The following is a 23302-nucleotide window of genomic DNA, read 5'->3' as shown; positions in this document are numbered from 1 at the left end:
ATATAAGAAAATCGCAATTAAAATTTAGCTGTCTTGCGAGTCACAATACCATGACCATGACGAGTGAAGTTGCCGTCGAAAAGAAAAAGTTAGAAAAACCGCCTTTAGAGATTCACTATATGGGCGATCGCGTCCTGCGTCACCCTGCCAAGCGTATTGCCAAGGTAGACAACGAAATTCGGCAACTCGTGCGGGAAATGCTGCAAACCATGTACAGCGCAGATGGCATCGGTTTGGCAGCCCCTCAAGTGGCAGTGCATAAACAGCTGATTGTCATTGACACCGAACCGGATAATGCCGCTAATCAGCCTTTAGTGTTGATTAACCCGACTATCAAGAAATTCGGGCGCGACTTGTGTATGTTTCAAGAAGGCTGTCTTTCTATTCCTGGCGTTTATATCGACGTGAAGCGCCCAGAAATGGTTGAAGTCACTTACAAAGACGAACAGGGCCGTCCGCGTAGTATGAAGGCAACTGGGCTGCTTTCCCGCGCCATTCAGCACGAGATGGATCACCTGAATGGGGTGCTATTTGTTGACCGCGTAGACAATGCTTTGGTGTTGAATGAAGAGTTGAAAAAGCACGGCTTCTCGGCTCAAGCTGTCAATCCCTCACCCAAGGGATGGTAGTATTCCGTCATGATGACTCCGAAAAGTGGTGTATTTTTGCTCGGTTCATGCGTAGCAGGGATAGCAGCTGTTGGTTCCGTCTTTGAACTTGCTTCTGGAGACCCCCGGCTGGGTAGTCTGACTACGGGAATTATTCTGGCTGCCAGCATTCCCTTAGTGGGATTTCTATTCTATGCCGCCGTTCGAGATGCAAACCAAAATTCATGAAAAGGTGTGGAGATTTTGTATACAGCGTCTCCACACCTTTTTATCGTTAGCCGCAATAGTCGCCCGGTAATTTTTGCCAGAACCCTACTCGATAATCAGCGGTAATTGCTAAGCTAATCGCTAACGCTTTCTCCCAATCTCTAAAAAATGACTGGTCAGAGTTACGCAAATGGGTTTCTCCGGCTACTGTCCAGCGGTGCCACTACTACGCCTTTGCCGCCTTACGCGCTACCTGTAAATCGGGAAGTAACGATAGGGCGCGAACCAAGTTGTCAAATTGTCTTAGATTCCAGCCAGCACGGTATTGTATCTCGTCGGCACGCCACTATTCGTCCTCTCTCGCAGTCGGGAGGCGCATCAGTAGGCTGGGAAATATGCGACATGAATAGTGCCAATGGCACCTATGTAAATGGGACACGCTTGCAGGGATGGCAAAAATTGCTGTCAGGCGATCGCATTATGTTAGGACAAAACGGTGCCGAATTCATGTTTGAGTACCAAGTTGCCTCCGTCAAAACTCAACTGTCCTCGCCACCAGTAACGCCGCCGCCACAACTTCAGACGAAAGCAGTAATTGCGTCAGTAACGCCGCCACCACCCCAGCCAGAGGGGGTAACTTTTACCCAGTTATTTCCCATCCTTTCCACAGGAAGAGATTTAACTAAAAAAGCTTACCTAGTACCAGGCATTCTCACAGTCGCATTTGTGATCTTGCTGTTCGCCGCTGTAGGGACACCAATAGTATTTAATCTGGTGCTGGCATCTTATCTGGCTGGGGCGGCTTATTACTTTGTCTACCAACTTTGCGGCAAACATAAGCCGTGGTGGGTGTTACTGTTTTCAGCTTCAACTACCGCTTTAATTCTCGTCAGTCCGCTGTTACTAGGATTTATCTATGTTTTTCGCGTTATCCTGCCTGGGGACGTAGATACAATACTTAGAGGTGCCCAACAGGTAAGCTTTAGCGAATTTCCCAGTTTACTTGTGCGAATGTTTTTCGGCGCCGGGTTGATGGAAGAATTGCTGAAGGCGTTGCCAGTGCTGGCATTGTATTTAATTGGACGCAGGCTTCCTTCTAAGAAGTGGCGCGATCGCATCGGAGTTTGGGAACCCCTGGATGGTATTCTGCTAGGAACGGCTTCCGCAGCTGGCTTCACACTGTTGGAAACCTTGGGACAATACGTTCCCAACATTATTCAAAACATAACCCTGCAAGCTGGGGAAGGGGCGGGAGAATTGCTAGGATTGCAACTTTTAATTCCCCGGATTTTAGGCTCAGTGGCAGGACACATGGCTTATAGTGGCTATTTTGGGTATTTCATTGGATTAAGTGCGCTCAAGCCAAGTAAGCGTTGGACAATTCTAGTAGTAGGTTATTTCACCGCATCTGGACTCCATGCCCTCTGGAACGCCACAGGATCTGTCAGTGGTTTGCTGTTAGCAGTCGTGGGAGTGCTTTCCTATGCCTTTTTAACAGCTGCAATTCTCAAAGCGCGTGCTTTGTCTCCAACACGAAATTCCAACTTTGCCACCCGCTTTGGTAACTTACCGTAACTTGTTAACGCCAAGGTTCGCAGTTCACCTTTGCGTTAAAAAACTCTAAAATTCGATTCCACGCCCACCAAGGATCAGGATCTTTTGCTTGACTCTGACATTCTCGACTGCTGATGTAGCCGACATGACCACCGTATTGAGTTAGCACTAAGTGGATGTGAGGATTGCGATCGCTTTCCTTCCTCAAATCTGCCACAATTGACGGATCGAACATTGGATCATCGGCAGCATATAAAATCAAAGTTGGTTTTTGCAGGTGAGGCAATATGTGTAAGGCACTGCTAGCGTCATAATACGCCTCCACCGAGGGAAAGCCCAAACGTCCGATTACCAGTTCGTTATCAAAACCCCAAATACTATTAGCCCGTTCTATTGCTGCGGGGTCTAATGCCCCAGGATGAGCATTATACATCCGAATCGCCAGTTTTTTCAATTCTCGTGCGATCGCTTGTTCTAAATATCTCCCCAAGGGATCTTTCACCAAATAGGACAGCGAACGGTTAGAATCCAAACTCGGACAAATAACTGCCGCGCCCCCAATTTCCTCTTCCTGCAACCCTAAATTCTGACCTTCCTTAGTTAACTCCTGTGCAGCTTTCACCGCCCACAGTGCCAGTTGTCCCCCTAGAGAATACCCCGTAAACCAAAACGGTGCCGGACAACCCATTCCCTTCGCCGTTGCCGCAATACGGACAAAATCTTCCCCCTCGTACAAACCATCAGAAGTCAAGGTAGGAGACAACTCTGCTGTTTTGCCGTGCGCCCTCCAGTCAAAAAGTACCACTGCATAACCTTGGGCAAATGCTTTGCGTCCCAGCAGTCTTAGAAACCACTGGTTATCCAAACTGCCCGTAATGCCATAAGTCCCAACAATTGTACTGTGCGCCTTTTCTGGAATCGCCACCCAGCCAAAAATTGGTACGTTATCCGCACCTATAAAAACTGTTTCTCGATAAGGTGGTTCCGGGTCTACAGTAGTCTTTTCCCATTCCTTACCTGCCTGTAAAGCAGTGTAGAGAGTCATCGACAAACCATTTCTTAGCAACCAAGGCGGAGTATAGGGAGGATTCTGCATGAATAAACGCATTTAAAGCCGATTCTTGCCAGCATTGCTTAATACATTTTAACAAAGTAATATTTATTTATTTTTATTTTCTACTGCTGAAAAAATTGTTGCATAAACAGACTAAACGCTTGCCAAAACGTGCCTGCAATGAATACAAAGAACAAAGTAATCGCCCCAGTTAACCCATAGCTGACGCACATCAAAAAACCATCAGCTTCTAAAGTGGCAACGACAAACAACAAAATGCCAACTGCGGGAATCGGATTAGTCAACGGGATGGGTGACATCAACAACACTGTCAACCAAGCAATACACAATCCATTCAATCGCCACGCTTGGGGATTCTCTGCCACCCTCCGAAAACGGGGACGAGTCAATTTTTCCAGCACACCTGTGACTCGTTGCAGGTTTTTCAACAGTTGCAGAATAAACCAGCGAGGAAATTTGAACTGACGAATCCGTTTCGGTAGCCAAGGAGAACGCCATCCAAAAGCCATCTGTAGCGATAAAAGTAAGCTACCGCTACCTAAAACTACGGTAAATCCAGGGGGCATTGGAAACAGAAACGGCAAAGTGAGTAAGCCGATAACCAAGCTAAACCCTCGTTCAGAGGTTTCTGCCAAAATGTCTGCTAGAGTTAGCGGCTGATTGGCTAACCTCTCAAGCAGAGACTTAATATCTTGAGAAAATCTCAGGCGCATTGGGTGTTAGGTATTGGGTGTTGGGTGCCTACTGCGGTTGTCTTGTACCAGCCGATAAATAGTTTTATCCCATTCAGTCCAAACAAACATCAAAGCACTCAAGCAGATGCTAGTAGCAATTTCAAATTTTAGATACGGCGGTTAGCCTTGTCTGTAGTCGGTATCCAAGAAATCTCGCAGCAGTGCCAGGTACATTATTTTCAGTTTTAACATAGTAGTCAAGGTAACAGATCCCACTAAGTAGGGATTTATGGTGGGGCTGGGGCTAGGAACTGGGTACAGGGGACTGGGGGCTAGGAAATAAAGTTCACTTAAAGCGAAAAATCCTCAACCTGTATAGGTTGAGGCGTATGGCGTTTGAGGAACCTCGCCCAACAAATGTTTATGCGTGTTGGGTGAGGTTCCAAAGACCCAACCTACAACTGGGGACTGAGTAAAAGAAGAATGCAACTCTTTCCTCTTCCCAGTCCCCAGTCCCCAGTTCCCAGTCCCCAATATGCCTTATTCCGTATGCTATTTGGCATTCATGTAGCGAATAATCCAATAACTAATTGAAAGAGATAAAAGGGCAATTCCCAACCCAATTATGTCAACTCCTGATGTTTTTTCCAAATCTAAAATAATAATTTTTCGAGCAACGGCGATTATAGAAGTAACAATGACTAACTCAACTTGAATAACGTGCTTTTTTAGATATGCGGTGATATTTTCTAGTATTTCAAGAGCAATTAAAACATTCAAAAATAATCCAAATATTTTGAACAATGTTTTAGTAAAAGGCTCATCTGGTTGACTAATCAGCATTTGTACCAAAGAAAGGCCTAGATTCCAAATTGCTACTAAGATAACTACGATCATAGCAACTGAAAGAACCTTGGAAACTATGCCTTCTATATTTTCCAACCCGTGCAGGAAATTTTCATCTCTGGAAGCGGCTCTGATTTGTTTTGTTAGCTTTTTGCCTATCCGCATTTTGCTAGTCTCTTTTTATAGACAAACCATTGAGATTGCTTGAAAAGCGTTAGTATTTTTTATAATTAACGCGGTAAAAGGCAAAAGGAAAAATAGGGGCGTTATTTATCCTTTTGCCTTGTGTTTTATTCGTCGTGGGCGAAGCGGTTGTAGAGAAAATCCAGAGCGTGATTCCGCAGCTTGTAGTATTGCGGATCTTCCATAATGCGAGCGCGATCGCGCGGACGCGGAAAAGGAATTTCCATCACTTCGCCAATTTTAGCATGAGGCCCATTCGTCATCATCACCAATCGATCTGCTAGAAATAGAGCCTCATCAATATCGTGAGTAATCATCAACACGGTTGCCCGGTTGTCGTTCCAAATTTTCAGCAGTTCTTCCTGTAATTCTTCCTTAGTAATCGCATCCAACGCCCCAAAAGGCTCATCCAAAATTAAGACTTGGGGACGAATCGCCAAAGCACGGGCAATACTTACCCGCTGTTTCATCCCGCCGGATAGTTGAGGTGGCTTTTTGTCCGCAGCGTCTGTGAGTCCCACCATTGCTAGATGATCTCTTACAATCGCCCTTTTTTCGGCTTCCGGCTTGTTGGGATAAACTGCGTTAACCGCCAGATAAATGTTTTCAAACGCAGTCCGCCAAGGCAACAAAGCGTAATTCTGGAATACTACCATGCGGTCTGGCCCCGGCTGAGTGATGCGCTTCGAGCCAACCCGAACCTCGCCGCTGCTGGGCATATTAAAACCCGACACCATGTTCAGCAGTGTCGATTTGCCACAGCCAGAGTGACCGATGAGACAGATAAACTCGCCTTGCTGTACGGTGAGATTAACGTCTTCCAGCACCGTGTAAGGGCCTTTTGGTGTTGGATAAACTTTGGAGACGTTCTCAATCACCAGGAAGGGTGAACTAGGGGACTTTTGAGTTTTGAGTTTTGAGTTTTGAGTTAAAGAAGTTGAGGTTTGAAAGTTGAAAGCTTGCATGACTGTTGAAGAGTTAGGAGTAGGGTGGGATTGTTTCGCTTATTTACTCAGCTTGTAGGCTTAAATTGCCAGAGAACGAACCGCAGAGGCACAGTGAACGCAGAGGAGAGATAGCTTTAACAGAAGCATTTGAGAGAATCAGATAGCTGTGGTTAAAAGGCAAGAGTAAAAACAGGAAATTTTTTTTTCTTGCCTTTTGCCTTTCGTTAAGCTGCTGTCTTCGTCCTTGAATCGATGACAACTTCCGCAACTGAAAAATCCTGTTTAATTGCCAGACTGTTGAGGTAGGCTATCGGGTCATCGGCGTTAAAAGGAGTGCCATCGAACAGTTGAATTGGGCCGCGAGTATAGCTAATATCAAGACCCAGTTCTCGCGCTGCTGTGCTAAACGCACCAACTCGACAGACTCGTTCCAGAATTTCTACCCAATTTCTGGGGAAAGGAGTATCGCCCCAACGAGCCAGTTGTGTCATAATCCAAAGTTGCTCAGTGCGACTGGGACGGTTGACTCCGCCTTCCCCGTAGAACTGGTGATGGGCATACTCGCGCATGGGATGCTCTAAGCTACAAGCAGAGTAGTTTGGTTCTCCCATCTGGATGTAAGCCAAATCGGTACTTACATACTCCCGCCGCGCCAAAATCTCCCGAATTTCTTGGGCATTAGCCGCATCTGCACAGTATTTGCAAGCTTCCAAGAGAGCTTTCACTAAGGCGATGTGGGTGTTAGGATAAGCTGCTGCCCAGTCTTCCCGCACCCCTAGAACTTTGCCTGGGTGTCCTAGCCAAATTTCTAAGTCTGTCGCAATAGTAAAGCCAATTTCTTCCTCGGCGGCGCGGAGGTTCCAAGGTTCCCCGACGCAGTAACCGTCAATCGTTCCGGCTTGCAAATCTACCACCATCTGGGCGGGAGGGATAGTTTTTAGGGATACGTCGCGGTCGGGGTCAATGCCACCAGCTGCCAGCCAGTAACGCAGCAGCAGGTTGTGCATGGAACTGGGATGCACCATTCCCATCCGGTGCTGACCAGGAGTGCGACGCAGATACGCTTTAAAATCTGACAAGCTGTACACGCCTTGGTCGTAGAAGCGCTTGGCGAGGGTGATGGCGTTGCCGTTGCGGGTCATGGTCAGGGAGGTGACGACCGGAACGGGACGGTTCTCATGACCTCCCAGAGTTAACCAGAGGGGCATTCCAGAGGGCATCTGGGCGGCATCCAAATATCCGCCAGTCATGCCGTCGGTGATTCCGCGCCAGCTGGTTTCACGCATCAAGTTAACTTCATCAAGTCCATGCTTGGTAAAGAAGCCTTTTTCTTTAGCGACAGCTAGAGGCGCACAAGCAGTTAGGGGTAAGAAGCCAATATCGAGATTAACTTTTTCTAGACCATGACGCGCGATCGCTGTCGTCTTCCTGGCGCGAATTTTCTTAATCCGTTTCTGCTGATTGAGGAAGTAAATCATCTCACTTCGCAAGCTGTAGTAGCTGGGATGTTCTACCACTTCCATCCGCTTGCGGGGTCGGGGAATATCAACTTCCAGAATTTGACCAATCTTGGATTCTGGCCCGTTGGTCAGCATTACAATTCGGTCAGATAACAGCACCGCTTCATCGACATCGTGAGTCACCATGACGGCGGTAACTTGGTTTTCTTCGCAAATTTTCATCAGCTGTTCTTGCAAGTTACCCCGCGTCAGTGCATCCAATGCACCAAACGGTTCATCTAGTAGCAGTAACTTGGGACGAATCGCGAGGGCGCGTGCGATCGCTACCCTTTGTTTCATTCCACCCGATAATTGACCTGGTGGTTTATCAGCAGCATGACCCAACCCTACCATCTCAATGTGCTGCTCTACAATTGCTTTGCGTTCTCCGGCAGGCAAATCTTTCATCACCGAGTTCACAGCTAACGCAATATTTTCCCGTACCGTGCGCCAAGGCAATAGTGAATAATTTTGAAATACTACCATCCGGTCAGGGCCAGGTTTAGTAATGCGTTGTCCTTCCAACGTCACTACACCTTCAGTTGGCAAATCTAAACCCGCCACCATGTTTAATAGGGTGGATTTACCACAACCGGAGTGACCAATTAGAGAAACAAATTCTCCCTTTTTTATCTGGAGATCAATTCCTTTGAGGGCGACATAGGTGCCACCTCCGGTTAACGAAAACACCTTATCAATTTGGTCAACAGCAACAATAACGCTCATCAACTTGTCCTTTATTCTTTGTCAGTTGTCAGTTTCTAATGGCTAATTGCAATTAGCCATTAGCCATTAGCCATTAGTTACTTCTGTTCTTCGGGTACAATCCGTCTTTCGATCCAAGCCATTGCTTTATCTAGCAGCAGACCAACAACACCGATGTAGATTAAAGCCAAGATAACTTCACTAACTGCGTTATTCTGATAAGCTTCCCAGATAAAGAAGCCAATCCCGACAATACCGGACATCACAATTTCTGCTGCGATAATTGCCAACCAAGCCAAACCGATTGCAATTCTCAAACCTGTGAAAATGTAGGGTAGAGCAGCAGGAATGAGAATATTGAAGAAGTATTCTTTCCGTGAAAGCTGCAAAACTTTGGCGACGTTGTTGTAATCTTGAGGGATTTGCTTCACTCCCACCGCTGTATTAATCAAGATAGGCCAGATAGCGGTGATAAAAATTACGAAAAGGGCGGCTGGTTCGTTTTGGCGCAATGCTGCCAAAGAAATTGGCACCCAAGCTAGAGGCGGTACAGTTCGCAATAACTGGAAGAGGGGATCTAAAGCTTTGGACATCAATTTATTCGTACCAATCAAGATGCCCAAGGCAATACCAATAATCGCTGCTAAGGAGTAACTAATAGCCACCCGTTGTAAACTAGCGAAAATCTGCCAAAACAAGCCTTTGTCCGTACCACCTTTGTCATAAAAGGGATACAGAATCAGTATCCAAGTGTCTTTGATAACCTGAATGGGGCCTGGTAGGGTCGCACCCGGAGTCCAAGAAAACAGCTGCCACACGAGGAGGAAGATAGCGAGCGCGATAAATGGCGGTATCAGGTCGGGAAATTGCTTGTTTAGGCGGGAGAACCAGGCGTTCTGGGAAGTTGAAGCGCGTCTTTGTAGCGTTGTCATTGACAGTCTTCTCCTAAAGCTGGGTAATTGGTCTACTGTTTTTGTCCGTTGTCTGCTATTTGTTATCAACTAACTGCTGATAACAGGCTAAGCTTTCACTTTCTTGATTTTCAGTTGTTTCAGGTAAGCTGTGGGATTTTCTGGGTCGAACTTAACACCATCAAAAAATTCCTCAACGCCACGAGATGTACTTGTCGGAATGTCAGCAGCAGAAATTCCTGCTTCTTTGGCAGCTTCTCTCCAAATATCCTCCCTGTTGACTTTATCAATAATGGTTTTAGCATTTGCCAATGTAGATTCAGGCAAAAAGCCCCAGCGGACGCTTTCTGTGATAAACCAAAGATCGTGGCTCTTGTAGGGATAAGAAACACTACCTTTTTCATCTTTCCAGTAATAAGGTGCCATTGATTTATCGTCAATGACGCGACCATCGCCCATATCGTATTTGCCCACCATTGGGTCTTCAAGAATTTCTGGTGCAAGGTTGAAGTAATTTCGCGAACCGAGAATTTGTACTGCTTCTTTCCGGTTATCAAAATTATCTAACCACTGTTGCGCTTCCATGATACCTTTCAAAATGGCTTTAGTTGCCTTGGGATTTTTATCAACCCAATCTCCTCTTAAAGCCAAGTATTCTTCAGGATGATTTTTCCAAATTTCTGCGGTTAATGCCGCCATGAAGCCAATCTTATCTTTAACAATTCGATAGGGCCAGGGGTCGCCTGTACTGAAAGCATCCATCGTCCCCGTCTTCATGTTGGCAACGGTTTGAGCAGATGGTACGGGAATTAATTTCATATCCGCATCTGGGTCAATGCCGCTTGCTGCTAACCAGTAGCGAATCCAGAAATCTTGGTTAACTTGGGGAAAAGTATGGGCGGCTGTAAACGGAGTGTTTGCTGATTTGAGTTGGTTGAATAATGCAGTTGCACCATCCATTTTTAATGACAGTCCTTTCCCTAGATGCTTGTTAGCAAGGGCAATTCCATTCCCATGAGTATTCAATTGAGCTAGTAAGTACATGGGAATTTTTTGATTACCTTTGGTGATAATACCTTCGGAAATCAAATGCGGCATTGGCATCTGATATTGACCGCCATCAACACCGCCGCCTGCTGAGCCAATCTCGGTGTTATCCCGCATAGAACCCCAGGAAGCTTGCTTGGAAAGTTCAACTTCCGCCATGCCATATTTAGCAAAGAAACCTTTTTCTTTAGCAATAATTAGGGGAGCCGATTCTACAATGGGAACAAATCCTAGTTTTACTTTAGAAGTTTCTGGCGCTTGTTCTGGGCTGATGTTAGCAGCAGGAGCAGCACCAGTATTTGTCTGTGCTTGCGTTGTGTTGCCCGGTTCGGGGGGATTTCCCAAACAGCCTTTTAGCAATACAGAACCTACAGCAGATGCTCCAACAGTTAAGAGAAATTTGCGGCGGGAAACTTGATTGGAAAACTGGCTCATAACATCTCCTCGGAATGGATTCCCTGTGATTTTGTAGGCAGCAGATACTTCTTAAAAAGATGCTTTTTAAACGCAAACAGCTATGCCAATTAGATACAGAAAAGCCCTATTTCCTGTAAGGGTTAAAGGTTTACTGCAATTGATAATTGGTCGCTATAAGCGAGCCGCCAACCTACTTATAGGTGTGCGGCAGTTAGCTTCAAAAAAGTTTGCTAAATTCAGTTGCGTTAACTGCTAGATGTCAGTCAACTCTGCTGTATCTCTGCGTTAAATGTAACTTTATCACCTTTGATAGAGGAATGGTTAACCTACAACCCTAGCTTATGAATGAAAAATCCAATGGTATGTATAGAATTTTTCTTGGGGAGACTAATTTATCAATAAAATTAAGATGCGGGTTAAGTTGGGCTTATCAAAACGATTGAATTATATCTCTTACTGTCTAGGGATCAACGCGATCGCGCAAACTTTCCTCTCTTACTAGACAACCACAAGGTTACGTGGTAATCGTAACCCATTGCTTAAAAGGGCGAACGTATGCCTCCCCACTACAACCTGAAATATAGCAATTCAAGGGTTGGGTGCTATACATCTGTAGGGATATGGCATTGCCATGTCTCTGCCAAAGTAGCCCGAAGGTCAGAACGGCAATATATTCCACCCAACTGAGAAACGCCATATCATGCCTTCTCCTTATCAAAGCCATCAAAATTCAAAATAGTATTTTTCATTTCCTTGAGGCGACAGGAAAAAAGTTACTCAAATTCTAAATATAAATTTTTCTAAAAAATATATAACCGGTGGTATTGATATACTCACCGGTCTTATGGAACGCGACGCACACCACACAGTAGCTAGAGGTGTAAAGTCCACATCACCCATCCTAAGCAAATTGCTCTATATGGTTTTTGTTGATTTAAAAACAAAAGGCAAGTTCCTGACGATCGCTTTTGCGGCTTAAGGCCAATCTCATATGTCAATTAGTCAACTTACTGTTCGCTTTGTGCAGTTAGCTTGTTGAATTCGTTTATTGCATCGTGAGCGATCGCTAAACTCAAACGCGCCTGTTCAGTCTGAGATAACTCACTCCAATCTACTTGGCGGACGTTTCTTACCTCAGCTTCTCGCATAGAGAATGCTAAAGGACGCGCCCATACCTGCAAAACATCTTCACCCCATTCAGGTAAAAGATCCTGAACGCACTGCACCATCTTATCTGTAAGTGACAATTGACTTGACACCACATCTTGGGCTTTTGAAAATATCGTATCCAGCCACTCTTGGGGAACACGAGCTGCAAACCGTTCGGCAATTTTAGCTCTAACCGAGACTGCGCCTGATTCGGTAGCAACTGCTACCGCGGTATCTCTAACCCAGCATTCGTCGAATTTAGCGTACAGCGATCGCGATCTAGCTGTAATTTCCTCATCCAACCAATCAAGCTCAAACCCTTGTTCCAACTCTGCCCAATACGCTTCCGTGTTTGGATCGGCAGGATTCCAGGCATAAGTAGACTCATCTGGCTGTAGGAGTGCTTCCAGTAGGTCGGCTTCCACTTGTGAGCGAGAATCTTCAAAACATTCAAATTCCATTGATTTTACCGCCATTTTGATGCTCCTGTGTGTATTGTTTTACCAACGTCGGCAGGGATAGCTACACTGGCACCTTAACCCGTTCCGTAAACATTAATCATTACTCAATATTGTCTTGAATAATAAATTCCCAGGTTTGTCCCTGGATACTTCCAAACTTTAGCTGGGTTCCAGATTGTAATGGTACTTCCTGATGGAATACTTTTTGCCAACCATTGGGGCCTAAAATAAACGTCCCAAATGTAGAATCATCACTTAAGAAATAAGTAGGTTTACCTCCCCCAAGAGAATCGCGGCAGAAGATTTCAGCGTGTTTGCGAGAAACCTCTTGTTTTTCAATTACCAAGTCATTCTCCCGGTGGCGTCCTACACGCATATGCCCGCCTTCAATTTGCTCAACTTTAGAAAGCCCTCCGATTAAACGCAAATAAGCCGATTGAGTGGTTGATTCAGGCGTTGGTAGAGAATCTACCGGGAATTGCGTGGGGTTCTCCTCAATAGGTCTAATCAGCTCACCATCAAACTGCGGGTGCATATATAGGACTGGCAAAGTCCAAGCTGGTTGATTGAATTTGTAAAGCGTTAACAGCTTCTGCCTTGCCACCGCCACCGCCTCATCAATTGAGTTTTGTGCTGCCAAAGCTTGGGCAAAAGCCTGAATAAAGGAGAGAGCTTCCTCGTCGGCAATTGGCTCCCGCATTCCCAACACTGCTGGGACACCGTGATGGATCAGCACCTCTGCCAAACTACTACGAGGTAGACTGTGCTGGTTGTACCGCTCTGGTTGAGCGCCCCAACAAGCATTAAACACTGCCAGCTTGACATGACAGCGAACTAAAACCTGCGCTAATTCTGTGCCATTAATTCGGGCATCTGATCGCAAAAATAGTAAGCCGCCATCTGGCGCTCGTTCGCCATGACCTGCATAAAACAAGATGTTATATTTTTCATTTTCCAGGCGGGAAATCAGTTCTGCTTTTGTGGGTTGCAGAAGTGTATCCACTTGGCACAGCACTGTGCGGCTGGAATTTTCACCTTCTTGAGAGTCATTTTTGCAACATTCCAGAATTTTAGCTAAAGCTTTTGCCTCTTGTTCAAGCTGCAAAGCGGAAGCTGTTTTATGTCCGCCATTATTCTGGTTTGGGTCAGGATCTCCCAGTATCAGCAGAATATTTAAAGACTGTTCTAAGCGCTGGGGTGGCAGGGGGTCAACATTGCTGGTGGTGCGACTAAAAAGAATTTGTTGCGATCGCGATATCGCTGGTTTCCCTGTCTCTGGTTGCATAATTTCCCAAGGCACAGCGATTAAATCCGGATCGCGAATTTCTAGCCGCAGCCGCAGCTGTTTTTTCTGCCCTCTAGCAAATCCTTCGCTTTGATCGAGACTTCTTTTAATCGCTCCATCAAACAGCCACTTCCAGAGGCTAATTCCTAAATCTTGCATCAACATTGCCGTATACGGAAGCACCTGACCGTTTGCAGAGGGGCTTGTGTTTACGGACTTAGGGGCTAGAGGAGGCAAGGAAGCTTGATGTATCTGGGGAACATCAGGCAGTTCCCGTGTGGAGAACATCTCTTGCCATGCCCGCCAGGACTGCGTTAAAGTCTCGGGCCAAACACACTCGTTGAGGACTTGCCCATTCGGAAAGGGAGCCTTCAGAACCCATATGGCAAAACGTTCTGCCCCAGTAGTGGTTCTGGAGAGAGGATCGATCGCTAAACTAAGGCAGGGATTCTCAGATTGGTGCATTCAAAGCCATCAACCTTAAAATTGGCAATTTATGGGGCTTTTTATTCAGTCTACCTGAACAGCAAGGAAATACTTATAGGATATATCTCTCCAGCTGTTATCGCTCAGCTTGAGAGCAAAGATTTTTATCTAGTGCAGTTCGATAGAAGTTGCTGACTATGATAATCTGCCAATGTTCTAAGGAGAAGGTGATGCTGTGGTGGCTGGCGTTGGTGAGGCAGTTTTAATGGCACATTCACCTAAATTACTAGACGTAGCTGTGAAATTTTGCACCAGTACAGGTGTAAATTCCGACTCTCTTATCCAGCCGAGATCTCCTTGTTTCACTGGACGATAGGTGATAACAGGTGACTTAGAACCAGTTGTCTGTGAGGGTTGCCAAACGACTCCTGGCGGTTGTTTTTTTGGCTCTGGGGCGGCTGGTGGTTTTTGGGTGTCAGCATTTACTTTGGGAGACGGAACTGGAGGTTCAGGGGTAGCAGGTGTTGAGCAAACCTGTACCTGTAGCCAGGTGTCTAGGTTTCCATTTCTTTGAATTGAGCTGACTTGCAAAACACTACCGGGCAAGATTATACCGTTTACTGATTCGTTTTGAGGTTGCTGAGTACCGCGTCTGAGTAAAACGGGAACTTCGTTATCTTGAGAGTTCCTGGTTGTGAAACTGTTAATTTGCACTATAGTTCCCGCTTCTATATCAGCAGCCGGGGTGGGGGAGGTGACTGGTGGTTCTGGTGACTGTGGTATGGTAGTCGGCGTTGTGGCAGTGGGGGTGGGAGTGGAATCCAAACCAATTAGGGGATTCACCCAAGCTTGGACTTCTGGAAGAAACCAGTAAGCGATCGCTCCCCCTACTGCCAAAATAATTAGCATCAGTAGGGGCACCCAGAGACTCCCAGAGGAAGATCGCTGCGGAATAATCTTCGTTTTAATTCTGGAAGAAGCAGCTTGGGGAGAAGCCAAATTTCGCGTTCCCCCAGCTTCAGGTTCTGGAATGGCTGCCATTTGTAGCGCGGTGGCATTTTGTCCAGCCTGAGCCTCTCTTACCTGGCAGTAAACTAGGCCAATAGTAGTATTATCGTGTCCATTTTGGGTATTAGCAATCTCCATTAGTCGCGATCCAGCTGTTGCTAAATCAATCTGACCTTCCAGAACTGGCAGAATCTCTGTTTCCCAATATTGTTCTACTCGGTCGTTGTCACTCAGACCATCCGAGCAGAGTAAAAATATAGAGTCTTCATCCAGAACAAAGCGCTGTACAGTGGGATGCAACATTAATGATGAACCCATACCCAAGGCTTGCACCAGAGAACCAGCGCCTGCTTGTTCCACAGCAGCTCGATAAAGAGAATATCCCAGGCGCACCTCTCGCGAAGCAATGTCATCATCCAGCGTTACCTGACGGCAACCAGTGCGAGTAATCCAGTAAGCTCGACTATCTCCTACATGGGAAATATACATTTCATGAGCGTGGGCTAGTGCCATCACTAACGTAGTTCCCATGCGTTGTCGGTCTTGGCGCTGTTCTAAGTCGTTGCGTTGGCTGATGACATCATTGGCAGCGCAGGCAAAGCTTTCTAATTCCAGATTGATAGTTGTCGGGTTTATATTGTTCGGGTTTTCCAGCAGATGCTCTACCCGCTCCCGGATGGTTTCAATCGCTAGATTCGAGGCTACTTCGCCGCCTTCGTGGCCGCCGATGCCGTCGCAAACAATCGCTAAGGGATGCTCTTGTGTCTCCTGACTACCTGGAGAAGGTGGGTAGCAGGAATCTTCGTTTTGCTTGCGGATGGGCCCGGTGTCGGTACGGGTGACAATTTGATAGCTGTGTGAAAGCGATCGCCCAATTTTAGCGAGTCCCGACTCCAAATGTATCACCAGTTGATCTGATGACGCTATTGTTCCTTGTACCAGCTCCTGAGAAACTTGTGATAAAAAGTTGGCAACTGTTGGGTGTGCGGAACTCACCCATTGCGACCAAAGTTGACCTAATTTTTGCAGCGTGACTGGTTGATTTTGGTCGTCGCGTAATTCCAACAATCTGAAGATTGAACCTTCTATTCGCAGCAGTTTTGGTGTCAGCAAAGTAGAAGCTACGCGGTTGCTTTGTAAAGGCGACCACAAAGAAGCCATCTGCCAGAGAAAGGAAAGTTGGCTCATGGCAGACGCATTTTTCCAGACGCTCACCAATTCTGGCATCAGCTGCCCTTCAACGTTACCAGTGGTGTAGATGGGTGAGTTTTCTAGCAGCCAAATTTCGCTGTTACGTCTTCCCTCGCCCGATGTTATTTGCCCGTATACTTGGGGAACGTGCAGTTGATAGGAAGAAAGCTTGAGATACGGTATGAGGCTATTCGGTATCTCCGGCGGCATCTGTGGCAATAGCCCTGGTCTAGTATCTAGAACAATGCGATCGCTCTTGTGGAAGTATCTCTCAGCAATCAGGGTTCCAGTTTTATAAGCTTCTATTCCTTCACCTATCGCCCACAGATAGCGTTTTGCAAGCGGCGTGCGGCATTGCTGGCAAAAGTTATGGCTCTCAAGGTTTGGAGCCTGACAGTTAGGATTTGAGCAGTGTAGCGTTGCCGCCGGATTTTTCATCAAGGTTATGCGCTCCTATCAGCCAGTTGCGATTTAGCTTGCCCTCAAGATTGGCTGCCCACAAAAAGCAGCTTTTCCTCAAATTGCCAAATCTGAGCGTTACTCTGGATTGTAGCGTCTGGCACCCTATAGATTAGTGATTTTTCAATTAAAATCATTCTTCCCTAATAGAATTTTGCGTTTGTTGGTAATAAAGCTTCATCAATCGGGGCCAGAATAACAAAAAGTATGACATCCAGATGAGGATAGGAATTGACACGCCAACCGTTACCCAAATACTTTTCCCCAGCACCCAAGATGCACCGATTATCGCGATACCAGTCAGCAGGATCGACCACGGCTGACACCACCAAGGTTTATATTTCCAAGGGCTTTCCGACGATTCTTTATACACTATAGTTACGAAATAATCAAGCTATTTATCAGTTTATCGACTCATGGGTAGACCGGGTGCGAGGAAATTTGCACGGTAGCGTTAGATTTGAATTAGGCTGTGTTCCCGGCACTAGCATTTTGGGAAATGCTTGCGGAGCCATCTTGCTTGATCCGTATATCCTCAATTGCAGCTTTCCGTTGATTTTTGTGCTGCTTAACTCTTGTCATACTATCTTCTTTGCGATCGCTATGCCGAAGCCTGAAACCAACACCTCTGGTGAACCGAACTTCACAGACCTTAACTCTCCTGCTAGTGCAGAGATTAAGCAATTAATTTCTAATTTACAGCAGTCTCACCACCTGCGTTCCAAGATGATGAATCTCGAAGCTTGGGCGCTTGCTGAAACGATGGATCATTTTCTTCCTGGGTTTTGGAGCCGCTTTTTGGACAATCGTCGCACGGCTATGAAGCAGTTTTTGGAGCGGAAGCGAACTGAGCGCTCGTCAGAGGCTGCTACAACTAATCCGCCTACGGACGGTATCGGTATTCCCCAAAACCCGCAGGATGCCCTTCCTAAATGAAGGAATTAATCAATACTTGACTTACGCCCGCAGAAAGATGCGATCGCATCTTCATTCTTCTAATCTAAAACAAGAAAACCATAAATTTTAAAATTTTCAGGAGTTTTATGGAAACCCCATCCAAAGATACAAAAAATAGAACTACCAATCCAGGCGATACTATCTCCGAAGAACCTCAAAGCATTGAAGAAAAAAGAGAGCAAATCGCTGTAGATGCACCGGATATCACTGGCGATCATATCGTTGTTCCTACTTACTTTGAAGTAGAAGAACCGGATGGCGAACACAAGGCTCTACACCACGTTAAAGATGCCGAAGAAATATCTGACGTGATTCGCCAATCTCGCGTGGACGAAAATGGCGAACGAGTTTGGTGGTAACTTATCTCAAGTAATTAGTTGTTAGAAGTTGTTTTAAATCCAATTTTATCTAACAACTAATTACTCTTATTACTCAGCGGTTTGAGCGCTTACCTGGGGTAGCCCCATACTGTAATTGAGAACCCGGCTGTTCAGGTTATAACTAATTTGGCCTTCTTGCAGCATGAATCTCATGAAATGCTCTAAATCAGAACCGATGCGGCGCAAATTATATTCTGTCAAGTCTGCACCATTGTAAGCTTCAACCAATTCATCAAACTTGCGATAAATTTTTTGCAGCGCGTCATCATTCCAATTAAATTCATTATCTGGGTCGATATCCAGAGTTAATACTTTATCACTTTCGACCAGTTCGTTGTTCTTAACCTCAGCAGTGTAGATACGGATGTGGCGGGTGGTACACTTCAGCAGCATAGTTGTAAATTCTTCTTAGAAGAAGGACACTTTAAGTATTGTAAATTATTGTAAAAACAATAGCTGTCAACTTTAAAAATTTTGAGTGTGGTATTTTGAGTTTTGAATTAAAAAAATCAACTCAAAACTCATAGCTCATAATTTTTTGACCGCTACCGGGAAATCATCCCTGTCTGACGAGCATAGGCAAAAATTCCGCCAGCATCAATCACCGGGCCTACTTCGCCCAAAGGTTTCAGCGAGTAGGTTTTGCCTAGCGTATGGTTAATCAGCTGATTTTGTTCAAAATCAATTGAAACTTCTTGTCCCGTCTCAAATTCATCGCACAGCCGTTCTACAGATTCCCAAGGGTAGAGTTCTCCGGTTGCTGCACAGTTACGGAAAAAGATCCGAGCGTAACTTAGAGCCACTACTGCTTTTACTCCGCTAGCACCAAGAGCTATCGGTGCGTGTTCCCGTGAAGAACCGCAACCAAAGTTTTCTCCAGCGATAATGATGGGATACTGTGTTTTTATTTCGCCCGGCTTCACAAACTCGCCGTAACGATCTGGCAACCCAACGAGAGCGTAACTACCCAGTTTTTCGTACTCGTCAGGCTTTGAGGGAACCAGAGTCAGGTATTCAGCTGGGATAATTTGATCGGTATCGATGTTGTCATCCAGAACAAAAATTGCGCCGCGAATCAATGCGCCCATGAGCAGTATCCCGGTTTTCCCAATCTTGGAGTTTAGCTATTTCACTTTATCATCCAAGAGCGACATCCGCCCTCTCAAAGAGAACGCAGGCTCTCAAGAACGCGATCGCGCACCACCTAGGGCAAAAATTCGGTTTCCCAGACGAGTACGGTTTTGTCTGACTAGCAGTAAAGTGGGCATGGGCAATCAAACAAAATTTATCTTCGGATCTTAAACAAAAACACTGATACTCTAATAAATAAAAAAAACTCAGGTTGAACTACCGCATCATTTGCTCAAATAAAAATGGTTGATCCGATGGATGACATCGCCAAACAGGCTCGCCAGGGCAGCGTCGCGGCGATTATTCAAATACTCAATGAAAAGCTGGCAGACTCTGGTGTCAGAACCAGAGCGATGTTTGTCGATGGTGTCTTGCAACTTTTGTGTGAGGCTGCTACTCCCCAGCAACTCGAACAATCTACCTTGGTGCAGCGAATTCGGCAAATTCTGGAGTCAATTGCTCCGCACAATATTCGGCGCGTCAATATCAACAGTCGGATTGTCCGAGAGCAACAATTACTCTGGTTAGAAGAAATTAGCCGAGATCCGGACGCTCAACTGCTCTGGTCAGAAGAAATTATCCTTGCCAAGCCAAACATTATCCGCCGTCTAGGGGAGGATTTAAAAAATCGCAAACCTGCCAAAAATAAGGCACCCCTTCCGCAGCCTTCTTCCCGTTCAGGGCGAGAAAAACGCCAATTCTGGCGCGGCATTGTTGGGGGTGCAAGTTTATCGTTATTTTTAGTGCTAGTTGGCTGGGCTATTTATGATTGGCTAGGGCCTTTTACGATCGCTAGGGTACCAACCGGATCGCCAAACTCTCCGGTGCAGCCGACTACACCGCCAGCAACATCCCCCACCCCATTGTCAGCGGCTACCACTACCCCTGTATCTGCCTCGTCTGATCCTTTTGCTGAAGCTGTCCGACTAGCTGAACAAACTGCTGGAGCTGGGAAAGATGCTCAAACTTCGGCTCAGTGGTTGGATTTAGCAGCTAGGTGGCAACGAGCGTCCGATCTGATGGCTGCTGTCCCCCAGACCGATCCCCGCTATCCAACAGCTCAGAATCGGGTCGCAGCCTATCGCCAAAAGAGCGAGATTGCACAACTGGAAGCGCAGAAAAGGCGTTCTTAGTTGGGGATTGGGGATTGGGGATTGGGAATTGGGGATTGGGAATGAGAATTCGGAAAAAGTCTTACCTAGTCCCTAGTCCCTAGCCTCTCGTCTTCAGTCCCCAGCCTCTCGTCCCTAGTCCCTAGTCCCCAGCCCCCAGTCCCCGTTAATTTCAGCCTTTAGGTAGAGGATAAATGCGATCGCGATCGCATTTATCCTCTTAACGTGTCACTGCAATAACTATAGCTATGACTTAAGGTATTTCTAGGTTTCTACCAGGTCAACGCAAGCCGCGATATCTGGTCAGCAAGCCCAAAAATCTCCCGTGCTTGGAGGCGGAGAAGATTCTACAATAATCAGCTCTTTCTGTGGAATGGTTGATAAAACAGTAATTTTCACTCCTTACACTTTGCATTTTGAATCACATCTATTTTGGGGGACTAGGGGTTGGGAAGTTAGATGTAGGTAGTCAAAGTATTTTAAATCACTTTTGACTAAGTGAAATCACGAAAAAATTGAATATGCCAGTTGAGGATGGGGAATATAAGTTCATAACTTTTAGAATTTCGCTAATCAAGCTGGTAGAAAACTGCAAATTCTGGGAATCCTAATCTAGAGAGGGGGAGCTTAGGATCTGGTTTACCCAGTCATAGTTGTTAGAAATTTGCTGCGGAAAGCTCTGTGGTAAACCGCTGCTTCTATTGCCGCTGTGTCGAAAGCCTTGCCCTCTATACAGAAAGAGTGTCTAAGCACTCACTTAACGATCCCCTATTTAAGCTCGGCGAAGATGAATGAGGCACAAGCGGATATGGATGTAGCCCGTGGCATACCGAAGCATATGCACGTTAGCGTTAGCGGATGCGAATCGGTTCCGGAGAATCTAGCGGCTCCGGAAGGGCGATCGCTACTGGCACCTCGGAGGGTAGATTCTTTTACCTCAAAGTTGTCTAGCCCTTCCAATCCAGTTTTCACGCAGGAACATAAGGGCGCAGTCATGAACTATAAGGGCGATCCGATTCAAATCGGGCAACAGATTACTCAAATCCTCCTCAATAGCCCCGATCCGGAAACGGTGTTGCTAAAGATAGCGGATGTTTTGGGCAAGAGTTTTCAGGCAGACACGTGCTTAATTTCATCTGTTGCTAGCCATCAGGCAACACCGCAGACAGCCGTGTGGTGTGCCGATGACCACACAGGTTTAGCGGGAAATTTGAGTGAGGTTCGCTCTAAGCTGTGGATGCTGTTGAACCCTTTGCTAGAAGATAACTTGAGCAATAGCGAGCCGCTAGCCATTTCGGATATTCATGCAATTGAAACTAGGTTTGCTGTAGAAGATCCGGTACGAGCAGTGCTGGTAATTCAAACCAAGTTTCAATCACGAGCCAATGGGTTGATTGTCATAGGGCGATCGCAACCCTTTGAGTGGACAGACGTTGAAAAAGGATTGCTCAAAGCCGTAGCAGATTCAGTAGCGATCGCTATTTCTCAAGTGCAACTCCAGCGCCAGTTACGCGCCGCCACTCAATACCAAATTCTAATTAGCCAGCTAACGATGGCAATCCGTAATGCCATTGAAGTAAATCAGATTCTTCAGATGGCGATCGCTGGTACAGCGCAAGCTCTTGGGGTTGAACGTGGCTTTATTCTGCTGTTGAAATACGTCGATCCCTTATTCAAAACTCGTTCTTTAACAAAAGCCCTTCCCAAAGCGAAGGTTACGGTTGCTTGTGAATACAAAACAGGGGAACAAGCCGCTATTTCGGAGCCGGGGAGCGCTCTAGGGGAGAGTGCTGACAATATCAGCAGCGAACAATCTTCGATAAACCCGCTCTCTTCAACTCTCCCAAGTTCCTTTTTGCTGTCAGACTGTTATCTGTGCCAACAAGCCTTGCAAAAGGCACCTGAGCCAGTCATTATTACCGATAAACAAGATATTCCCACCTCTAATGGTTTTGACCTTTTTGACCTGGAAACCATGCCAGCTTTGCTGATGGTTCCCCTAGAAAGTCAAGGCACTGTGCTGGGATTTCTGGTGCTACAGCATCATCAGCCTCGTTCCTGGCAGTCAGAAGAGTTAGAGCTGGTAAAATGGGTGAGCGCCCAAGCGAGTACGGCAATTATTCAACATCAATCAATACGAGTGAGGCAGGATCTCGTCGAGGAACGCACCGCTCAACTACAAAGGAGTTTAGAAGTCCAAGCGAAGTTGTATGACAAAATGCGCCAACAGGTTGAGCAGCTGCGGCAACTCAATCAAATTAAGGATGAGTTCATCAACGCTATCAATCACGAGTTGAAAACACCGCTCACTACTATGAGTGTAGCGATTCGGATGTTGCGTCAAGCGGAACTGCCGACCGAACGCCGTGCTAAGTACCTGGAAATCTTAGATCAGCAGTGTACTCAGGAAATTAATCTGATTACCGACTTACTGACGCTGCAAAAAGTAGAGTCTAAGAAATCTCCGATTGAGCTGCAAAAAATAGACCTCAAGCAAGTAATTCAGGATTTGGCTGAGCCGTTTGCCAAAAAATGGGCGGATAAGGGATTAACCTTGGAGATAGACTCTCCTACGCGATCGCTGATGCTGCAAACTGATTCTGACAGCCTGAACCGCATTCTAGAAGAACTATTGACCAATGCAGGAAAATTTTCCGAGCCTGATTCTATAGTTAGTTTGCGGGTCGCTCACCAGGTCAGTCAACAAGTTAATCAAATTGTGCTTTGCTTGACAAACACTGGTGCTTGCATTTCACCGACAGAAGTGGAGCATATCTTTGAAAAATTCCGTCGCGGTCAAGTTGCGATCCAAAATGCCATTCAAGGTACTGGGTTGGGCTTGGCTCTGGTAAAGTCTTTAGTACAGCATATAAATGGCGCGATCGCACTCACTAGCTGTTCTATTGAAGATACCCAATCTTGTGAAACCTGCTTTACTCTGACCTTACCTCTAGTTTTTGACCTCACCAAAATCTAAAGTCTAGAAGCCACAAAATTAAGAATTAAAGATGTTAAGTTACAAACTTTTAATTTTTAATTCTTTTCTGACTTCTGGCTTTAATCACCAATA

22 protein-coding genes are annotated in these 23302 nt (G+C 46.0%); 8 read left to right on the top strand and 14 right to left on the bottom strand.

What is annotated here, in order from left to right; all coding sequences use genetic code 11:
* Window positions 1-56 precede the first annotated feature (56 nt).
* The 3 genes from def (at window position 57) to H6F74_RS26505 (ending at window position 2390) form a co-directional block, all read left to right on the top strand.
* Window positions 57-629 carry a peptide deformylase gene (def, locus tag H6F74_RS26515; RefSeq protein ID WP_190445115.1) on the top strand — a complete coding sequence of 191 codons (573 nt, stop codon included), beginning with the start codon at window positions 57-59 and terminating at the stop codon, window positions 627-629.
* A 12-nt stretch (window positions 630-641) separates the two neighbouring features.
* Window positions 642-836 (top strand): hypothetical protein, encoded by a 195-nt coding sequence (locus tag H6F74_RS26510; RefSeq protein ID WP_190425861.1) that lies wholly within the window; start codon window positions 642-644, stop codon window positions 834-836.
* A gap of 147 nt (window positions 837-983) precedes the next feature.
* Window positions 984-2390 (top strand): PrsW family glutamic-type intramembrane protease, encoded by a 1407-nt coding sequence (locus H6F74_RS26505; RefSeq protein ID WP_190445094.1) that lies wholly within the window; start codon window positions 984-986, stop codon window positions 2388-2390.
* A 4-nt stretch (window positions 2391-2394) separates the two neighbouring features.
* On the opposite strand, the gene H6F74_RS26500 is transcribed toward H6F74_RS26505, so the two are convergent.
* The 12 genes from H6F74_RS26500 to H6F74_RS26445 form a co-directional block, all read right to left on the bottom strand.
* A complete protein-coding gene (locus H6F74_RS26500; RefSeq protein WP_190445093.1) occupies window positions 2395-3465 on the bottom strand; it encodes an alpha/beta fold hydrolase in 1071 nt (356 codons plus the stop codon).
* Window positions 3466-3545: 80 nt separating this feature from the next.
* On the bottom strand, window positions 3546-4157 hold the full coding sequence (locus H6F74_RS26495) for an exopolysaccharide biosynthesis protein (RefSeq protein ID WP_190445092.1): 612 nt from the start codon (window positions 4155-4157) through the stop codon (window positions 3546-3548).
* Window positions 4158-4670: 513 nt separating this feature from the next.
* Window positions 4671-5129, bottom strand: a complete 459-nt coding sequence (locus tag H6F74_RS26490) for a phosphate-starvation-inducible PsiE family protein (protein ID WP_190445091.1) — start codon at window positions 5127-5129, stop codon at window positions 4671-4673.
* 125 nt (window positions 5130-5254) lie between these two features.
* Window positions 5255-6112, bottom strand: coding sequence for a nitrate ABC transporter ATP-binding protein (locus tag H6F74_RS26485; protein ID WP_190445090.1), 858 nt, complete (start codon window positions 6110-6112; stop codon window positions 5255-5257).
* A gap of 206 nt (window positions 6113-6318) precedes the next feature.
* Entirely contained in the window at window positions 6319-8319 is a 2001-nt protein-coding gene (locus tag H6F74_RS26480; protein ID WP_190445089.1) for a nitrate ABC transporter ATP-binding protein, read from the bottom strand.
* 77 nt (window positions 8320-8396) lie between these two features.
* The gene (gene ntrB, locus H6F74_RS26475) at window positions 8397-9230 is read right to left on the bottom strand and encodes a nitrate ABC transporter permease (protein WP_190445088.1); all 834 of its coding nucleotides are present in this window, start codon (window positions 9228-9230) and stop codon (window positions 8397-8399) included.
* Window positions 9231-9317: 87 nt separating this feature from the next.
* The gene (locus H6F74_RS26470; RefSeq protein ID WP_190445087.1) at window positions 9318-10691 is read right to left on the bottom strand and encodes a CmpA/NrtA family ABC transporter substrate-binding protein; all 1374 of its coding nucleotides are present in this window, start codon (window positions 10689-10691) and stop codon (window positions 9318-9320) included.
* A 496-nt stretch (window positions 10692-11187) separates the two neighbouring features.
* On the bottom strand, window positions 11188-11370 hold the full coding sequence (locus tag H6F74_RS26465; RefSeq protein ID WP_190445086.1) for a hypothetical protein: 183 nt from the start codon (window positions 11368-11370) through the stop codon (window positions 11188-11190).
* Window positions 11371-11680: 310 nt separating this feature from the next.
* The gene (locus H6F74_RS26460) at window positions 11681-12298 is read right to left on the bottom strand and encodes a hypothetical protein (RefSeq protein WP_190445085.1); all 618 of its coding nucleotides are present in this window, start codon (window positions 12296-12298) and stop codon (window positions 11681-11683) included.
* Window positions 12299-12383: 85 nt separating this feature from the next.
* Window positions 12384-14033 carry a CHAT domain-containing protein gene (locus tag H6F74_RS26455; protein ID WP_190445084.1) on the bottom strand — a complete coding sequence of 550 codons (1650 nt, stop codon included), beginning with the start codon at window positions 14031-14033 and terminating at the stop codon, window positions 12384-12386.
* Between the two features lie 177 nt (window positions 14034-14210).
* The gene (locus tag H6F74_RS26450) at window positions 14211-16631 is read right to left on the bottom strand and encodes a protein phosphatase 2C domain-containing protein (RefSeq protein WP_190445083.1); all 2421 of its coding nucleotides are present in this window, start codon (window positions 16629-16631) and stop codon (window positions 14211-14213) included.
* A 154-nt stretch (window positions 16632-16785) separates the two neighbouring features.
* Window positions 16786-17025, bottom strand: coding sequence for a DUF6737 family protein (locus H6F74_RS26445; RefSeq protein ID WP_347269559.1), 240 nt, complete (start codon window positions 17023-17025; stop codon window positions 16786-16788).
* A 56-nt stretch (window positions 17026-17081) separates the two neighbouring features.
* On the opposite strand from H6F74_RS26445, the gene H6F74_RS26440 reads away from it, so the two are divergent.
* Window positions 17082-17588 carry a hypothetical protein gene (locus H6F74_RS26440; protein WP_206756356.1) on the top strand — a complete coding sequence of 169 codons (507 nt, stop codon included), beginning with the start codon at window positions 17082-17084 and terminating at the stop codon, window positions 17586-17588.
* A 107-nt stretch (window positions 17589-17695) separates the two neighbouring features.
* Window positions 17696-17968 carry a hypothetical protein gene (locus H6F74_RS26435; RefSeq protein ID WP_190445080.1) on the top strand — a complete coding sequence of 91 codons (273 nt, stop codon included), beginning with the start codon at window positions 17696-17698 and terminating at the stop codon, window positions 17966-17968.
* 69 nt (window positions 17969-18037) lie between these two features.
* On the opposite strand, the gene H6F74_RS26430 is transcribed toward H6F74_RS26435, so the two are convergent.
* Window positions 18038-18382 (bottom strand): NAD(P)H-quinone oxidoreductase subunit M, encoded by a 345-nt coding sequence (locus tag H6F74_RS26430; protein ID WP_190445079.1) that lies wholly within the window; start codon window positions 18380-18382, stop codon window positions 18038-18040.
* Window positions 18383-18534: 152 nt separating this feature from the next.
* Window positions 18535-19077, bottom strand: a complete 543-nt coding sequence (locus H6F74_RS26425; RefSeq protein ID WP_190417582.1) for a 3-isopropylmalate dehydratase — start codon at window positions 19075-19077, stop codon at window positions 18535-18537.
* Here H6F74_RS26425 and H6F74_RS26420 point away from each other — a divergent pair.
* The 3 genes from H6F74_RS26420 to H6F74_RS26410 all read left to right on the top strand — a co-directional run bounded on the left by H6F74_RS26420 (window position 19076) and on the right by H6F74_RS26410 (window position 23209).
* Window positions 19076-19291, top strand: a complete 216-nt coding sequence (locus H6F74_RS26420) for a hypothetical protein (protein ID WP_190445078.1) — start codon at window positions 19076-19078, stop codon at window positions 19289-19291. The two genes, H6F74_RS26425 and H6F74_RS26420, sit on opposite strands and share 2 nt — an antisense overlap.
* A gap of 71 nt (window positions 19292-19362) precedes the next feature.
* Window positions 19363-20253 carry a hypothetical protein gene (locus H6F74_RS26415; protein ID WP_190445077.1) on the top strand — a complete coding sequence of 297 codons (891 nt, stop codon included), beginning with the start codon at window positions 19363-19365 and terminating at the stop codon, window positions 20251-20253.
* Window positions 20254-21019: 766 nt separating this feature from the next.
* Window positions 21020-23209 carry a GAF domain-containing protein gene (locus H6F74_RS26410; RefSeq protein WP_190445076.1) on the top strand — a complete coding sequence of 730 codons (2190 nt, stop codon included), beginning with the start codon at window positions 21020-21022 and terminating at the stop codon, window positions 23207-23209.
* Window positions 23210-23302: the final 93 nt, after the last annotated feature.

The sequence above is a fragment of the Trichocoleus sp. FACHB-90 genome, assembly GCF_014695505.1.
In the GTDB taxonomy this organism is placed as follows: Bacteria; Cyanobacteriota; Cyanobacteriia; order Cyanobacteriales; family FACHB-T130; genus Funiculus; species Funiculus sociatus.
The sequence above is the reverse complement of the archived record's forward strand: the minus strand, read 5'-3'. Positions and strand labels throughout refer to the sequence as shown.

Coding starts and splice junctions, on each gene's coding strand:
- H6F74_RS26410 (WP_190445076.1), top strand. CDS start 21,020: ATGAATGAGGCACAAGCGGATATGGATGTAGCCCGTGGCATACCGAAG.
- H6F74_RS26505 (WP_190445094.1), top strand. CDS start 984: ATGACTGGTCAGAGTTACGCAAATGGGTTTCTCCGGCTACTGTCCAGC.
- H6F74_RS26415 (WP_190445077.1), top strand. CDS start 19,363: ATGGTTGATCCGATGGATGACATCGCCAAACAGGCTCGCCAGGGCAGC.
- H6F74_RS26425 (WP_190417582.1), bottom strand. CDS start 19,077: ATGGGCGCATTGATTCGCGGCGCAATTTTTGTTCTGGATGACAACATC.
- H6F74_RS26495 (WP_190445092.1), bottom strand. CDS start 4,157: ATGCGCCTGAGATTTTCTCAAGATATTAAGTCTCTGCTTGAGAGGTTA.
- def (WP_190445115.1), top strand. CDS start 57: ATGACGAGTGAAGTTGCCGTCGAAAAGAAAAAGTTAGAAAAACCGCCT.
- H6F74_RS26485 (WP_190445090.1), bottom strand. CDS start 6,112: ATGCAAGCTTTCAACTTTCAAACCTCAACTTCTTTAACTCAAAACTCA.
- H6F74_RS26470 (WP_190445087.1), bottom strand. CDS start 10,691: ATGAGCCAGTTTTCCAATCAAGTTTCCCGCCGCAAATTTCTCTTAACT.
- H6F74_RS26465 (WP_190445086.1), bottom strand. CDS start 11,370: ATGGCGTTTCTCAGTTGGGTGGAATATATTGCCGTTCTGACCTTCGGG.
- H6F74_RS26455 (WP_190445084.1), bottom strand. CDS start 14,033: ATGCACCAATCTGAGAATCCCTGCCTTAGTTTAGCGATCGATCCTCTC.
- H6F74_RS26490 (WP_190445091.1), bottom strand. CDS start 5,129: ATGCGGATAGGCAAAAAGCTAACAAAACAAATCAGAGCCGCTTCCAGA.
- H6F74_RS26420 (WP_190445078.1), top strand. CDS start 19,076: ATGAGCAGTATCCCGGTTTTCCCAATCTTGGAGTTTAGCTATTTCACT.
- H6F74_RS26480 (WP_190445089.1), bottom strand. CDS start 8,319: ATGAGCGTTATTGTTGCTGTTGACCAAATTGATAAGGTGTTTTCGTTA.
- H6F74_RS26435 (WP_190445080.1), top strand. CDS start 17,696: ATGGAAACCCCATCCAAAGATACAAAAAATAGAACTACCAATCCAGGC.
- ntrB (WP_190445088.1), bottom strand. CDS start 9,230: ATGACAACGCTACAAAGACGCGCTTCAACTTCCCAGAACGCCTGGTTC.
- H6F74_RS26460 (WP_190445085.1), bottom strand. CDS start 12,298: ATGGCGGTAAAATCAATGGAATTTGAATGTTTTGAAGATTCTCGCTCA.
- H6F74_RS26450 (WP_190445083.1), bottom strand. CDS start 16,631: ATGAAAAATCCGGCGGCAACGCTACACTGCTCAAATCCTAACTGTCAG.
- H6F74_RS26510 (WP_190425861.1), top strand. CDS start 642: ATGACTCCGAAAAGTGGTGTATTTTTGCTCGGTTCATGCGTAGCAGGG.
- H6F74_RS26430 (WP_190445079.1), bottom strand. CDS start 18,382: ATGCTGCTGAAGTGTACCACCCGCCACATCCGTATCTACACTGCTGAG.
- H6F74_RS26500 (WP_190445093.1), bottom strand. CDS start 3,465: ATGCAGAATCCTCCCTATACTCCGCCTTGGTTGCTAAGAAATGGTTTG.